Raw genomic sequence first — 14441 nt, forward strand, 5'->3', positions numbered from 1 at the left:
GCCTCGCCGGGGGTATGCATCCTGCATCAACCGTGTTTCAGGTTGTCTTCCAGCTTTTGCACCGCCAGTTTGGCCTTGTGATCGAGCTGGTTGACAAAAAACAGGCCGGAAAGGGCGGCGATCATGCCCGCCATGGTCGGTACCGTTGCCTTGGAGATCCCCGATGCCATCGCCCGCGGCGAACCGGTGCCTGTGATGGCCAAAGTGTCAAACACCTGCACCATCCCCACCACGGTCCCCAGCAGCCCCATCAACGGGCAGAGAGCGATCAGCACCTTGATGACCGGCATCCCCTTGTCCACCGCCATGGCAACCCGTGAGACCAGCTCGCGGCGGATCTGCTTGGCAGACCAGGAGAGATGATCGGTGCGGGCCAGCCAGGTGGCCTTGGTCTGCTTCACCTGCTTGGGGTAGACCGCCATGAAGTAGAACCAGCGCTCCAGCAGCAGGGCCCACATCATCAGGGTCAGGAAGAACAGGGCGACCAGTACATCGCCCCCCAATCCCAAAAACCGGCGGACCGACTCGACTTCTTCAATCAACCAGAACCACATGGGTGACTCCTTACGCTGCGGCTTTGGAGGCGTGCAGACGTTCCTGATAACGGGCGACGAAACCGGCGCTCTGCTCTTCCAGCACCTGGATCAGACGACGGCTCTGGGTCTGCACAATGGTGTAGAGGAACAGCATGGGCACCGCGACGACCAGACCCTGCATGGTGGTCACCAGCGCCTCCGAGATACCGCCCGCCATCAGCTTGGGATCGCCGGTACCGAACAATGTGATGGCCTGGAAGGTGGCAATCATCCCCACTACGGTACCGAGCAGACCCAGCAGCGGCGCGACCGAGGCGATCAGCTTGATGATGCTGATGCCCTTCTCGAACTTGGGCACGTTGCGCAGGATGATCTCGTCGAGCTTGGACTCCAGATCCTCGATGTTGTCACCGCGATGGCTCTGGTAGGCCCCCAGCATGTCACCAATGGGGTTGCCCTTGATGATCTGATCAGATTTCAGCTGCTTGCGCATGGACGAGCCGATCAGCGACAGGCGGATACCGCAGAAGATGGCCAGCAGGGTACCGAGCACACCGAGCACCATGATGACGTAACCCACTTCACCACCCTGATCGATCCGCTCCTTGAGAGTCGGTGACTGCACCAGCAGAGAGAGGATCACGCCGCGAGACGGGTCGATAAAGATGGGCTTGACCCCGTCACCGCCCTGTTCAAACTCGGCGATCGGTTCCAGCACCCCCTTGTCAGGTTGACGGGAAAGCTGCTCGAACTTGCCGGTCTCCGGCACGAAGGTGAGGTACTTGCCTTCGGAGACAGTGTTGAACTCACCGATCTGGGTGACCGTCTTCTCGGCCTGGTTGCCTTCGCCGTAGACCACAGTCGCCGGGATCTGGCTCACCTTGCCACCGTCCACCATGCGGCTAAGGGTGGTGGTCCAGAACGCTTCCAGATCGTCGCTGGAGGGGAGCTCTTTACTCTCGGCCAGACGGGTCAGCAGCGCGGTCTGTTCCGGATGCTCGACCCGACGGGCGGAGGCGTTGAAGATTCCCTTGAACTCACCGGCGAACTGACGCAGTACGCCGAACATCTCGCCCATGTTGCCGGAACGCTGGCGCAGGGTTTCAGTCAGCTCGGTCAGCTGCTTGTCATTGGCATCGAAGGTCGCCTTGAGCTGCTCGCCCTTGGCGGTTTCGGCAGCCAGCTCGGCCTTGGCCTTGGCCAGCAGCGCCCCCTGCTCGTTCTTGTCAGCCAGGAAGCGGGCTTCCCGCTCCTTGTTGAGTTGGGATTCGCTCAGGCTGGAGGCCTTGACCTGATTCAGCAGCGCATTGAGATCCACCGGTTTTTCGGCAGCGGTCACCGGCAGGGTGACTAGGGTTGCTCCCGCAATCAGGGAGGCAATCGCAAGTTTGATTCCTTTCATGATGCTTTCTCCGCAGTTTGAACCGGCAGCTTGATCAGAGCGGGAGGCGCCTGCTTCTTGGCGATGCGAAGGCCCTGTTCAACCGCACTGCGATACTCCTGGGGCAACTCTTCCCACTGGCGAGTCTTCTTGTTCCACATCCCGGTCTCATTGCCATCCGGGGATTGATAAAGCAGCGCGATGCGGCCAACCCGCAGGAACTCGTAGGTCTTCTCGCTACCATCCTTGTCCAGGCTCGCCTTGTAGGATTCGATGGTGCGGCTGAAGCCCTCCTCGATCTGGTAGGCCTCCAGGATCTTGCGGTACTTCTCGGAGATGGTGACATCGGCACGGTTCATCAGGTCGGTCAGAGCCGCCACGCGGTCCTCGCGCTCGACCTTCTGGAACGGCAGATCCAGCGCCACAAACTGCTCGAGGGAGTCGATCATCTTGAGCATCAGGGGGACAACTTCGGTGCTGGTCTGATCAATCTGGGCGATCTGCTTTTGCATCGACGCCAGCTCGGCACTCTGGGACTCGACCATCTTGCTCACCTGCTCGTTGTAGGTGCGCAGACTGTCGACCTGACGCAGGGCTGCCTTGTACTGGGCCAGTGCGGATTCGGCAGATTCGGCATAGCTGTCGATCTTCTGCTGGGAAACTTTGGATGCGTTGTCGGTGGCGGCTTGAGCGTCCACGGCCTGACCGGCAGTAGCGGCACTCAGATTGAAGCTGGTCAACAAGGCGGCCGAAACCAGGCTGCCAAGGAGCGCTTTCTTCATTGTAATGGTCCTTGTCTTCATAGGATTACCCTATCTCCGTAACTTCCTTGGACGTTGGGCACAGCCGGCCCGACCGGGCCGGCTGAGGTTGTATATCAACGGGGTTGATTAGAACTTCTGGGTGTAGTCGATGTAATAGACCCGTCCGTCAATGCTGTAGAGGTATTCATCGTAGGTGTAACCATCATTTGACAGGGAAGGTCCACGGTTGAACATGTTCTTCACGCCGGTCTGGATCTTGGCATTCCAGCTGGTATCGACCGCAACGTTCAGGTTCCAGATGGTGTTGGAAGCAATATGGCCCTCTTCCTTGTCATCCACATAGTCCTGGCTCTGGGAGTCGATATAGTTGGTGCTCAGGTAGGTATCCAGATTCCACAGCTGCGGGAAGTTGGCACCGATCCCGGAGTTGAAACGGAAATCGGGTTTGCCATTCCAGCCCTTCTTGTCAACCATTGGGCCACCAGCAAACAGACCTTCCTCATATTTCAGGATGTAGCTGCTGCCAAAGTCGTAACGCAGGGTGAAGGAGTTGAAGTCGTACTTGTAGTCCGCCTTGAAGTCGATACCACTGGTCTTGAGTTGCCCCAAGTTGACCATGCCGGCATAGACCTTCTCGACATCGCCGTTGGCGTCACGAATGACGTTCGGGTTGCTGCCGGTATTGAGCTCCTGATAGAACTGGGTCTGGGTGGTAGCCAACTGGATCACGTCATCGATCTTGATGTAGTAGTAATCGAGCGACAGGTTCAGATTGTCCAGCGGATTGTAGGCCGCCCCGATAGTGAAGGTATTGGCGGTCTCTTCCTTCAGGTTCTTGTTGGATTGGCGCGTTGTCTCGTACTGCTCTTCGGAACAGTTGGCAATACCATTGGCCTGGCAGTAGACATAGTCCTTGGCAAAGTCAGCTGACTGGGCATCCGCCGCATAGAGATCATTCAGACCCGGCGCGCGGAAAGACTGGGACCAGGAGGTACGGAACATCAGCTGGTCGAGTGGCTGATAACGCAGACTCGCTTTGGGCGAGAAGGCGCTGCCAAAGTCGCTGTACTTGTCGTAACGACCCGCCAGGTTCAGCTCGATCTGCTCGGTGATGGGGATCAGGCTCTCGATGTAGGTGGCAAACACATCGCGCACACCGCTACCGGAGTTGCCGGATGAACCCAGTACGTTACCCGCTTCGGACTGGCTGTCGTAGGTGTCGGAGTAAACCCAATCGTTATACTCGGCACCCAGATACCAGCTGACCGGGCCAGCAGGCAGTTCGCCCATCTCCCAACCCAGACCGCCATACCACTGGAAGAAATCCATCTTGGAGTTGCGGCTGGTGGTATAAGAGAGATCCTTGGTGGCATCAGCGGAGAAGCTGCCGTTGACGAAGTTTCCACTGTTTACCTGAGTCTGAACCGCCGGCTCCAATACATAGCCATTACCAATACTCTGGTTATCTGTCTTGGAGTACATGTAACCGGCGTTCCACTCCAGATCGCCAACCGCCTCGGTCGGAACCACCCCTTCAAAACCCAGGTTCAGAGTACCGGTCAAGTCGGTCACTTCGTTGTCACGGGGACCGACGTTGTTGAAGCGGTAGTAAACCGTCGCAGCCTTGGCGGTGCTGAAGTTGTTGGCAGACAGGACTGCAGCGCTTTCAGGGGTGGAGCCATCCACGGTGAAGGCACCTGCAGCAGGGGCGAAACGACCAAAACTGGTGACCCGGGAACCAATCATCTGTGGCACGAAATCCACATTGTCGTTGATATGGTAGCGGCCGTTGACATAGACGGTGTCGCGAGTACGCGAGGCGGTCTTGGCTGCGACCTGAGCAAAGTCGAAGCGGCAAGCCGTACCCTTGGTGACAAAACCGGCGCCGGTGCTTTCACAGTCGACCCCATTCAGAGTACGTGTTACGGTCTTGCCAGTTGCCGCGTCTACTCCCTTGATATTGCGACCATAGAGGCTAGGAGACTCAGCCCCCTGCTTGGCCAGATAGTCACGATCCTTGTAATAGATCTCGTCTTTCACATCATGCTCGTAGACCATCATCAGGGAACCTTTCTCACCCGAAATACCGCTGACGATGGAACCACTCTGTTCGTCACCACCTTCCTCGGTCGGTGAACCGACGCGCCCCTGGAATGACAAACCTTCAAAACCCTCTTTGAGGATCACGTTGATAACGCCACCGATGGCATCAGAACCATACAGGGCAGAGCCACCGTCCAGGTTCACTTCCACCCGCTCAACGGCCGCCATGGGGATGGTGTTGAGGTTGATGGCGGTGCCCCCCATGGAGGGAGAACCGGCGATACGCTTGCCATTGAGCAGCACCAGTGTGCGATCTTCACCAAGGCCACGCAGCCCTACGGTGGCTTGTGACTGGGCTGAGCTACCGGAGGATGGAGAGAAACCACCAAAGGAGTTGTAGGAGGCCTGTTTCAGATAATCAGCCACAGTCTGCTGGCCAGACTGTTCAATTTGGGCCTTGCTGACAGAGACAACCGGAGTCGCCCCCTCAACATCAACACGAGAGATACGGGAGCCAGTGACTTTGATTTTCTGCAGTTTTTCGACGTTCTGCCCTTCTTCGGCAGATACGGATGGGGCCGCCGCAAGGCTCGCCAAGGCGAACGCAATCGCAGCAGAGATTCTGCTCTTCCTAAGCATCGCTTATATCCTTCCTGGTTGTTTATTGTTTGCTTCCTGATACCGCCCTCTTTGGAGCGATGCGTAAGGCTTATCAATCTTTGACTAGCGACGTCAATGGAGTGGGGGGATCGGGAGGGTGAGATGTGGAATAAGCGGAGTGTATTAATTTTGACCGGCATAATTAGTGAATAATTCTGCCAAAAACATCCCGCGCAATGTGAAATCGTTGTTAAAACATGTAAAAGACGCTGAATTAAAAGTTGATGAACTTATTTGTTTACGTGCTGTCTCTTTATATCTTATTTCGATTTATTGGCAAAAATAAGAATAAAACTCTATTTTAATTATTATTGTGACTGACCACTCCGATGGGGGAGATAGATAAATTTGTCGAGATGATATCGTTTTCCCTTCTTTGGCAGCAGAAAGAAAATCACTTAAAATTCAATCACATAAACAAAAACAAGATTCAAACAAACAGCTGTTTATATTTTTTAAAATAATGTTGAGCAGTAGCGTTTTGTTTTGATTTTCACTTTTCAGATAAAAAACGTCATTTTTCGGTGCTTTTGGTCTCAGCGGGTCATTTGTCCCAGTTTTCCATTTCCTTGTACTTGATTTTTGTTGCAGAGCTTTTACAGTGGCCAAGCGGATTGTCTGCTGTTTGGCAACCAATCCAGCGCGTAATGCCAGGAAGGACAGGCCCGTCACCGGATTTGACTGGCCGCAAAAAAGAACAACAAGGACGAGGTTCCACCATGCTGTCGTATTTCCTACGCCGGATGCTTTTGATCATCCCGACGTTTCTCGGTATCACCCTGCTCGTCTTCACCATCACCCGTTTCGTGCCGGGCGGACCGGTCGAACGCATGCTGCTGCAAGCCCAGGTTTCCCAGAATGAATCTGGCCGCTCCAGTGGCAGCAAGGGGGCGCAGGCCCTCTCCGATGAACAGATCGAGGAGCTCAAGGCCTTCTATGGCCTCGACAAGCCCATGCTGGTCGCCTACTGGGAGTGGCTGCAGAAGCTGGCGGTACTCGATCTGGGCGAATCGACCCGCTACTACGAGCCGGTGTGGGATCTCATCAAGGATCGGCTCCCGGTCACCGCCTTCTTCGGGCTGGCGACCTTTCTGCTGAGCTATGCGGTCTCCATTCCACTGGGGGTGGCGAAGGCGCTCAGGCACAACAGCCGCTTCGACTCGTTGAGCTCCATGCTTATCTACATGGCCTATGCCTTGCCCGCCTACGTGGTGGGGATCTTCCTCATCACCGTCTTCGCCTTCCATCTGGAATGGCTGCCAATGGGCGGTTTTCCGGGAGACGACTTTGAGTACATGGAGAGCAGCTGGGATCAGATCCGCACTGTCTTTGCCCACGCCCTGCTGCCGCTTATCGCCTACGCCATCGGCGATTTCGCCATCCTCACCATGACCATGAAAAACAGCCTGATGGAGAACCTGTCGGCCGATTATGTGCGTACCGCCGTGGCCAAGGGACTGCCGTTTCGCAAGGCGGTCACCGACCACGCCATGCGCAACAGCCTGATCCCCATCGCCAGCCACCTGGGGTCTGTGCTTACCGTTTTCTTTGGCGGCTCCTTCCTCATCGAGACCATCTTCAACATCGACGGCATCGGCCTGCTCGGTTACGAGGCGATCGTCGAACGGGATTACCCCACCGTCATGGGCATTCTGGCCATCACCTCCATGCTGATGCTGATTGGCAATATCGTCTCCGATATCTGCGTTGCCCTGGTTGATCCGCGTGTGCGGTTTGGAGATTGACCATGAACCAGACCTCTATTGCCATGCCGATGCTGATATCACGCCATATCGTCTCCGATATCTGTGTTGCCCTTGTTGATCCCCGCGTGCGGTTTGGAGACTGACCATGAAGCTCAATCCGGTTACCTTGAAAAAACTCAAGCGCTTCAAATCGATCAAGCGCGGTTACTACTCCTTCATCATCTTCACCACCCTGGTGCTGCTCTCCCTGCTGGCGGAGCTGCTGGTCAACAGCCGGGCACTGATGGTGAGCTATCAGGGCCAGCTGCATTTCCCCACCTATGGCGATGTGATCCCCGGTCAGCAGTTCGGGCTCAATTACGAGTACGAAACCAACTACCGCCAGCTCAAGGCCAAATTTGCCGCAGAGGGCCAGGGCGACTGGGTGCTGCTGCCGCCGGTACCCTGGAACCCCTACGAGCAGGATTTCAAGGAGGATGCCTACCCGCCTTACGCCCCCAGCGCGGCCGAGCGCCACTTCCTCGGCACCGACACCAGCGGCCGCGACGTGCTGGCGCGACTGGTTTACGGCTTTCGCATCGCCATCGGCTTTGCCTTTATCGCGCTGGCGGCCAGTTACGCCATCGGGGTCACCATCGGCTGTCTGATGGGCTTTCTCGGCGGCCGCTTTGACCTCATTCTGCAACGCTTTATAGAGATCTGGTCCCAGGTGCCGTTTCTCTACGTCATCATGATCCTGGTGTCGCTGGCCAAGCCCAACTTCGGCCTGTTTGTCGCCATCAACGTGCTGTTCGGCTGGATGGGGATCACCTGGTATATGCGCACCCTCACCTACAAGGAGCGGGCACGGGACTATGTGATGGCGGCGCGGGCACAAGGGGCGACCACCGGGCGGATCATCTTCAACCACATCCTGCCCAACACCCTGATGATGATCGTCACCCTGGCGCCGTTCGCCGTGGTGGGCAATATCTCCACCCTGACGGCCCTCGACTATCTGGGCTTCGGGCTGGCACCGCCGACCCCGAGCTGGGGGGAGCTGCTCTCCCAAGGCATCAACAATCTGGATGCCATCTGGATCGTCAGCTCGGTGGTGGCAGCGGTGAGTCTGGTGCTGATCATGGTCTCCTTTATCGGTGAGGCGATCCGCGAGGCGTTCGATCCGCGCAAATTTACCCGTTACCAATAAGCCAGACGGTACCAGCGCATCGGCAGGCGTCGGGTAACGAACAGTGATTAATGAAGGACGGGCCGCCGCCATCGGCGGTCCCGGGAGCAAGGGATAATCCCGTTATCAATCAAGACCCCCAGTGCAGGGGCCAGACCTGGAAGTCAAACATGAAAAATAAAATCAAATGGATAGGTGCTCTCTTTGTGCTGGTAAACGGATCCTGGGTCTGGGCGGCCAGCCTGCCCGCGGATCTCAAATGGGAGACCAACGACACGGATCCTGTGTTCGCCTCCCCCAAGGCGCTGCCGGGTGGCAGCCTCAATATGTTTGTGGAGAGCTTTCCGCTGACGTTTCGTACCGTGGGGCCAGATTCCAACGGATCGTTCCGCTCCTTTATTCTCGATAACCAGTTGCGACTCATCAGCTTCCACCCCAATACCGGCAACCCCATCCCCTCACTGGCAACCCACTGGGCCATAGCGCCAGACAGCCAGACCGTCTACTTCAAGCTGGATCCCCGTGCCAAATGGTCGGATGGCAAGCCGGTCAATGCTGACGACTACACCTTCGGCTACGAGATGATGCGCTCCAAACACATCAAGGGGCCCTGGTTCAACAACTACTACACCACTGAAGTGGTAGCGGTAGAGAAGATCGATGATCACACCATTATGGTCAAAGCGGGCAGCCGCAAGGCCAAGATGGACCTGCTCAACACCACCGAGCTGTGGCCCCAGCCCAAGCACTACTACAAGCTGACCCCCAACTGGGTGAAGCAGTACAACTGGGCCGTGGTGCCCACCACAGGTCCCTACGTGATCAGCGACGTCAAGAAGGGCAAGTCGGTCACCTTCAGCAAGCAGAAGGATTGGTGGGCAAAGGATGATCGCTACAACCAGCACAGATTCAACATCGACACCATCAAGGTGCAGGTGATCCGCGACCACAACATCGCCTTCCGCCACTTCCTGAAAGGGGAGATCGATACCTTCGAGATGATCCTGCCCAACTGGTGGCATGAAAAAGCGGTCACCCCGGAGTACAAGAAGGGGTACGTGCAGAAGGTGATGGCCATGACCGACACCAAACAGGGCGGTCAGGGAGTTCACCTCAATGTGGCCAACCCCAAACTGGCAGACGTAAACGTGCGCCTCGGCATCCAGCACGCCTTCAACATCGACAAGATGATAGAGACCGTGCTGCGCGGCGACTATGACAGAGCCACCACCTTCGGCTCGGGTTTTGGCGAGTTCACCGACATGACGCTGCCGGAGCGGGCTTATGACATCGGCAAGGCGCGGGAGTACTTTGCCAAGGGCGGCTACAACAAGCCGGGGCCGGACGGCATCCTGCAAAATGAGAAGGGGGAGCGGCTGACGCTGGCACTCACCTACACCAGTCAGGAGCACTCCAAGCGCCTGACCGTGTTGAAAGAGGAGGCCAAGAAAGCGGGTCTCGATCTGGAGCTTAACCTAGTGGATGGCGCCACCGGCTTCAAGGTGATGCTGGAGAAGAAACACGAGGCGGCCTGGCTTGGCTGGGGCGGCGGCGGTCTCTATCCACAATATTGGGAGTCGTTCCACTCCGCCAATGCCAACAAACCGCAGACCAACAACCTGTTCAACGTGGCTGACAAGGAGCTGGACGCACTGATCGACGCCTACAACGTCGAATTCGACATGGCCAAGCGGGCCAAGCTCTCCCAGCAGATCCAGCAGCGCATCTATGATCTCGCCATCTTCGTGCCCGGGGTGCAGCTCAACTATGTACGGGCCAGCAGCTGGCGTTATGTGATGCTGCCGGAGGTGCCTGCCACCAAGAACACACCGGATCTGCTCTACTGGCCGATGGATGGTTATCCTCACAGTAGTGGCGGTCTGCTCTGGCTCGATCCCAAGGTGAAGGAAGAGACCCGCAACGCCAAGGAGGCAGGGGAGGCGCTGGCGCCCATCAACCTGCTCGACAAGACCTATGCACGTCATTGATATTCAGGCCATTGCGAAGGGAGCAGCCGTTATGCCCAACACTCAGGTCCCCATCCTTGACGTACCGGATAACGGGGGGGAGTTCGCCGCAGATAACGGCCAGCACCCAGCTCCAATCCTCGAAGTACGCGATCTCGAGGTGGAGTTTGCCGTCGACGACGGCAAGATCAAGGTGCTCGACGGGGTCAGCTTCAAGGTGGCCCCGGGCCAGACGCTGGGGATCGTCGGCGAGTCCGGCTGTGGCAAGAGCGTCACCTCGCTCGCCATCATGGGGCTCTTGCCCAAACCCCACGGTCAGGTGGTGGCCGGTTCCATCCGCTTTCAGGGGGAGGAGCTGCTGTCGCTTGCACCGGATCAGATGTACAAGGTGCGCGGCAACCGCATCTCGATGATCTTTCAGGAGCCGATGACTGCCCTCAACCCGGTGCAGACGGTGGGGGAGCAACTGATGGAGGTGTTTCGCCTCCACCGCCCGGAGTATGACAAGGCCCAGCGCAAAGCCGCGGCCATCGCCATGCTGCAGAAGGTGGGGATCCCTGAACCGGCCCAGCGCTTTGCGGTCTATCCCCACAACCTCTCCGGCGGTATGCGCCAACGGGTGATGATCGCCATGGCGCTCTCCTGCGAGCCAGACCTGCTCATCTGCGACGAGCCGACCACGGCGCTGGATGTCACCATTCAGGCCCAGATCCTCGAACTGATGAAAGAGCTGCAGGCCCAGACCGGGATGGCCATCATCTTTATTACCCACGATCTGGGGGTAGTGGCGGAGCTGTGCGACGAGGTGGTGGTGATGTATGCCGGGCGGGCGGTAGAACAGGCCGACGTGTTCGAGCTGTTTGACCACCCCCGTCACCCCTATACCCACGGCTTGATGAGCTCGATCCCGCGCCTTGAGGATGAGCCCAAGAGCCTGCTCAAGACCATCAAGGGACAGGTGCCAGCTCTGCACGAGATGCCCGCTGGCTGCCGCTTCTCCAACCGCTGCCCCCATGCGACCGATCTCTGCATCAGCGCCATTCCGGCGGTGGAGCAACTCAATCCGCGCCACCATGTCGCCTGTCACTACTGGAAGGAGTTGACCGTATGAGCACTCTGTTATCGGTCAGGGATCTGAAGCAGCACTTCCGGCTGGGAGGCGGGTTCCTGCGCAAGCAATATACGGTTCACGCGGTGGATGGCATCAGCTTCGACCTGAAACAGGGGGAGACGCTGGGGCTGGTGGGTGAGTCAGGCTGCGGCAAGTCCACCCTCGGGCGCAGCCTGCTCAAGCTGTTCGAGCCGACCGCGGGCACCATCACCTTCGAGGGGCGCGATATCACAGCCCTCAGCCCGAAGGAGATGCGCTCCCTGCGTCAGGAGATGCAGATGGTATTTCAGGATCCTGCAGAATCCCTCAACAGCCGCCACACCGTGGGCCAGATTTTGGAGGAGCCCTTTATCATCCACGGTAAAGGCAACACTGAGCAGCGCCGCGGCTGGGTGCAGGAGTTGCTGGCAAAAGTGGGCCTGCCGGGCAGCGCGGTGGATCGCTACCCCCACGAGTTTTCCGGCGGTCAGCGCCAGCGGATCGGCATCGCCCGCGCCATCGCCCTCAAGCCCAAGCTGCTGGTGTGCGACGAGGCGGTCTCGGCCCTCGATGTCTCGGTGCAGTCGCAGATCGTCAACCTGCTGCTCAGCCTGCAGCGGGAGATGAATCTCTCCATCATCTTCATCGCCCACGATCTGTCGGTGGTCAAACACATCTCGGATCGGATTGCAGTGATGTATCTGGGACGGATCGTCGAGCTGGCGGATGCCCAGTCGCTCTATCTGGCGCCACGTCACCCCTATACCCAGGCACTGATCTCCGCCATTCCGGTGCCGGACCCGCGCAGGCGCAGCCAGCGCATTCTGCTGACCGGCGATGTGCCCTCCCCCATCTCGCCACCAAGCGGCTGCCACTTCCACCAGCGCTGCCCCCATGCGACCGAGCTGTGCAAGAGCAAGGCGCCGAGGCTTGAGGTGTGCGATGAGGCCCATCATCAGGTGGCCTGTCACACCCCGCTCGCCGTCGGTAGTCACGCTATCAGCGGCGACAGCAGGCTGGAGCAGGCAAGCTAGGTGCAGCGAACAAACGCCAGGGTAGAAACAGACGAGGCGGCCATCAGGCCGCCTCGTGCTATCGGGTCACGCTTGTCTTATCGCGTCACGGCCGCTGCTCGTCAGGCAATCTGGTAGCGGCCCGGCTTGTGGTTGAGTGTCAACACCAGATTACAGATAACCGCCGCCACGATGGAGAGCGCCAGGATCCAGGGCTGCACCACGAAAAACGAGGCGACAACAATGGCGCAATCGAGCCCCATCTGCAGCTTGCCCGCCCGGATGCCAAAGCGATCCTGAATAAAGAGCGCCAGAATGTTGAAGCCCCCAAGACTCGACTTGTGGCGAAACATGATGAGCAGCCCCATGCCGATCAGGGTGCCGCCGATCAGCGCCGCATAGAGGGGCTCTATCTTGCCGATCTGCAACACCCCGTTGAGGTGATCGGTCATGTAGGAGACCGCCGCCACCGAGACAAAGGTGTTGAAGGTAAAACGTGGCCCCATCCGCAGCCATGCCAGCGCATAGAAGGGCAGGTTGATGCCGAAAAACAGCAGGCCGAAGCTGATGCCGGTCACCTTTTGCAGCAGCAGCGCCAGCCCGGCGGTGCCGCCGGTAAGCAGGCCAACCTGATGAAACAGAAAGATGCCGAGGGAAACAAAGCCGGCCGCCGTCAGCAGGGCCAGCACATCCTCATAAATAGGATGGGCAGTGCGAATCGAGGTGTTGTCCATAACCTGTATCCAAGCGAAGTAAAGAGAGAGTGTCTGTCGCCTGCCGTTGCGGGCGGGCTGCGAGCCCTGTCCACAGGGCTTCGTTATGGGGTCCAGTCTATTTTTTGTGAAAAGGATCACAACAGTCAGGCTGAACGCCCCATTCTGGTGCCTGTCATCTGGCATTGACACTCGCTGCACCAAGATGCAGCATGCCGCGCCGTCAGAGGCGGTTTGCCATGGCACAAACGCGCCGGCTCTGCTACAAAGCGCGCAGCCCCCTTTTCCCATCACCGTAAGGAGCCCCATGATCTGCACAGGACCCCAACCATGACGTATCTGGTCACCGGCGTCGCCGGTTTTATCGGTTTTCATGTGGCCAGCAAGCTGTGCGCCGCAGGCCATCGGGTGGTGGGGATCGATAACCTTAACGACTACTACGAGGTGATTCTGAAAGAGGCACGGCTGGCCCAACTGGCCAGTTTCCCCAATTTTCGCTTCGAGCGGCTGGATCTGGCGGATCGTGAAGCCATGGCGGCCCTCTTTGCCAGCCACGGTTTCGAGCGGGTGATCCATCTGGGGGCACAGGCGGGGGTGCGCTACTCCATCGACAATCCGTTCGCCTATGCCGACAGCAACCTTACCGGCATGCTGACGGTGCTGGAGGGGTGTCGTCACCACGGGATTCAGCACCTCATCTACGCCTCCTCCAGCTCGGTCTATGGCATGGGGGATCAGATGCCCTACTCCACCGCGCAGCAGGTGGATCACCCGGTCTCCCTCTACGCTGCGACCAAAAAGAGCGGCGAGCTGATGGCCCACGCCTATTCGGCGCTCTATGGCCTGCCCACCACAGGGCTGCGCTTCTTTACCGTCTACGGCCCCTGGGGCCGGCCTGACATGGCCATCATCAAGTTCACCCGCGCCATCCTCGCGGGCGAGCCTATCGACGTATACAACCACGGCGATCTCAGCCGCGACTTCACCTACATAGACGACATCGTCGCGGGGATCCTCACCGTGGCCGACCAGCCGCCCCGCCCCAATCCCGATTGGCATGCCAGCGAGCAGAGCGCGGCCGAGAGCGCCGCCCCCTACCGCATCCTCAATATCGGCAACGGCCAGCCGGTGCGGCTGCTCGATTTTATCGAGGCGCTGGAAGAGGCCATCGGCAAGCCCGCCATCAAGCGGATGCAGCCGATGCAGGCAGGCGACATGCACGCCACCTGGGCCGACAGCGAGCCGCTGCACACCCTCACCGGCCTGCGCCCCGCCACGCCCCTCAAGCAAGGTGTTGCCGAGTTTGTCCGCTGGTATCTCGACTACTACCGGCCCGTCCGCTGACGAGCACGGGCAGCCTCTCGGTCATTGATGAGTTAATCAGATACCACTGATGCCCC

At 58.4% G+C, this 14441-nt stretch carries 11 protein-coding genes; 6 read left to right on the forward strand and 5 right to left on the reverse strand.

Features of this window, described 5'->3' with window-relative positions:
• Positions 1 to 26 precede the first annotated feature (26 nt).
• The 4 genes from I6L44_RS12370 to I6L44_RS12385 form a co-directional block, all read right to left on the reverse strand.
• Positions 27 to 554 (reverse strand): MotA/TolQ/ExbB proton channel family protein, encoded by a 528-nt coding sequence (locus I6L44_RS12370; protein ID WP_005338936.1) that lies wholly within the window; start codon positions 552 to 554, stop codon positions 27 to 29.
• 10 nt (positions 555 to 564) lie between these two features.
• A complete protein-coding gene (locus I6L44_RS12375; protein ID WP_107682561.1) occupies positions 565 to 1938 on the reverse strand; it encodes a MotA/TolQ/ExbB proton channel family protein in 1374 nt (457 codons plus the stop codon).
• Positions 1935 to 2699: a DUF3450 domain-containing protein gene (locus I6L44_RS12380; protein ID WP_005343435.1), complete on the reverse strand. Its 765-nt coding sequence runs from the start codon at positions 2697 to 2699 to the stop codon at positions 1935 to 1937. The genes I6L44_RS12375 and I6L44_RS12380 overlap by 4 nt, the downstream gene beginning before the upstream one ends.
• A gap of 108 nt (positions 2700 to 2807) precedes the next feature.
• Positions 2808 to 5363 (reverse strand): TonB-dependent receptor, encoded by a 2556-nt coding sequence (locus I6L44_RS12385; RefSeq protein WP_216951982.1) that lies wholly within the window; start codon positions 5361 to 5363, stop codon positions 2808 to 2810.
• Positions 5364 to 6103: 740 nt separating this feature from the next.
• Here I6L44_RS12385 and I6L44_RS12390 point away from each other — a divergent pair.
• The 5 genes from I6L44_RS12390 to I6L44_RS12410 all read left to right on the forward strand — a co-directional run bounded on the left by I6L44_RS12390 (position 6104) and on the right by I6L44_RS12410 (position 12349).
• Positions 6104 to 7129, forward strand: coding sequence for an ABC transporter permease subunit (locus I6L44_RS12390; RefSeq protein WP_005349436.1), 1026 nt, complete (start codon positions 6104 to 6106; stop codon positions 7127 to 7129).
• A gap of 106 nt (positions 7130 to 7235) precedes the next feature.
• The gene (locus tag I6L44_RS12395; protein WP_201955111.1) at positions 7236 to 8279 is read left to right on the forward strand and encodes an ABC transporter permease; all 1044 of its coding nucleotides are present in this window, start codon (positions 7236 to 7238) and stop codon (positions 8277 to 8279) included.
• A gap of 149 nt (positions 8280 to 8428) precedes the next feature.
• On the forward strand, positions 8429 to 10246 hold the full coding sequence (locus I6L44_RS12400; protein ID WP_216951983.1) for an extracellular solute-binding protein: 1818 nt from the start codon (positions 8429 to 8431) through the stop codon (positions 10244 to 10246).
• Positions 10247 to 10277: 31 nt separating this feature from the next.
• Entirely contained in the window at positions 10278 to 11336 is a 1059-nt protein-coding gene (locus I6L44_RS12405) for an ABC transporter ATP-binding protein (protein ID WP_216951984.1), read from the forward strand.
• Positions 11333 to 12349 carry an ABC transporter ATP-binding protein gene (locus tag I6L44_RS12410; protein ID WP_120414864.1) on the forward strand — a complete coding sequence of 339 codons (1017 nt, stop codon included), beginning with the start codon at positions 11333 to 11335 and terminating at the stop codon, positions 12347 to 12349. Before I6L44_RS12405 ends, I6L44_RS12410 begins: the two co-directional genes overlap by 4 nt.
• Positions 12350 to 12450: 101 nt before the next feature.
• Here I6L44_RS12410 and I6L44_RS12415 read toward each other — a convergent pair whose 3' ends face one another.
• Complete coding sequence (locus I6L44_RS12415; RefSeq protein ID WP_005349421.1) at positions 12451 to 13062, reverse strand: YitT family protein; 612 nt, start codon at positions 13060 to 13062, stop codon at positions 12451 to 12453.
• A gap of 309 nt (positions 13063 to 13371) precedes the next feature.
• Between I6L44_RS12415 and I6L44_RS12420 the strand changes: the two genes are divergently transcribed.
• On the forward strand, positions 13372 to 14385 hold the full coding sequence (locus tag I6L44_RS12420; RefSeq protein ID WP_216951985.1) for an NAD-dependent epimerase: 1014 nt from the start codon (positions 13372 to 13374) through the stop codon (positions 14383 to 14385).
• Positions 14386 to 14441 lie beyond the last annotated feature (56 nt).

The organism is Aeromonas sp. FDAARGOS 1414 (assembly GCF_019047065.1).
In the GTDB taxonomy this organism is placed as follows: domain Bacteria; phylum Pseudomonadota; class Gammaproteobacteria; order Enterobacterales; family Aeromonadaceae; genus Aeromonas; species Aeromonas veronii_A.

Excerpts from the sequence above, each read along its gene's own strand:
- I6L44_RS12370 (WP_005338936.1), bottom strand. The coding sequence starts at position 554 with ATGTGGTTCTGGTTGATTGAAGAAGTCGAGTCGGTCCGCCGGTTTTTG.
- I6L44_RS12375 (WP_107682561.1), bottom strand. The coding sequence starts at position 1,938 with ATGAAAGGAATCAAACTTGCGATTGCCTCCCTGATTGCGGGAGCAACC.
- I6L44_RS12380 (WP_005343435.1), bottom strand. The coding sequence starts at position 2,699 with ATGAAGAAAGCGCTCCTTGGCAGCCTGGTTTCGGCCGCCTTGTTGACC.
- I6L44_RS12385 (WP_216951982.1), bottom strand. The coding sequence starts at position 5,363 with ATGCTTAGGAAGAGCAGAATCTCTGCTGCGATTGCGTTCGCCTTGGCG.
- I6L44_RS12390 (WP_005349436.1), top strand. The coding sequence starts at position 6,104 with ATGCTGTCGTATTTCCTACGCCGGATGCTTTTGATCATCCCGACGTTT.
- I6L44_RS12395 (WP_201955111.1), top strand. The coding sequence starts at position 7,236 with ATGAAGCTCAATCCGGTTACCTTGAAAAAACTCAAGCGCTTCAAATCG.
- I6L44_RS12400 (WP_216951983.1), top strand. The coding sequence starts at position 8,429 with ATGAAAAATAAAATCAAATGGATAGGTGCTCTCTTTGTGCTGGTAAAC.
- I6L44_RS12405 (WP_216951984.1), top strand. The coding sequence starts at position 10,278 with ATGCCCAACACTCAGGTCCCCATCCTTGACGTACCGGATAACGGGGGG.
- I6L44_RS12410 (WP_120414864.1), top strand. The coding sequence starts at position 11,333 with ATGAGCACTCTGTTATCGGTCAGGGATCTGAAGCAGCACTTCCGGCTG.
- I6L44_RS12415 (WP_005349421.1), bottom strand. The coding sequence starts at position 13,062 with ATGGACAACACCTCGATTCGCACTGCCCATCCTATTTATGAGGATGTG.
- I6L44_RS12420 (WP_216951985.1), top strand. The coding sequence starts at position 13,372 with ATGACGTATCTGGTCACCGGCGTCGCCGGTTTTATCGGTTTTCATGTG.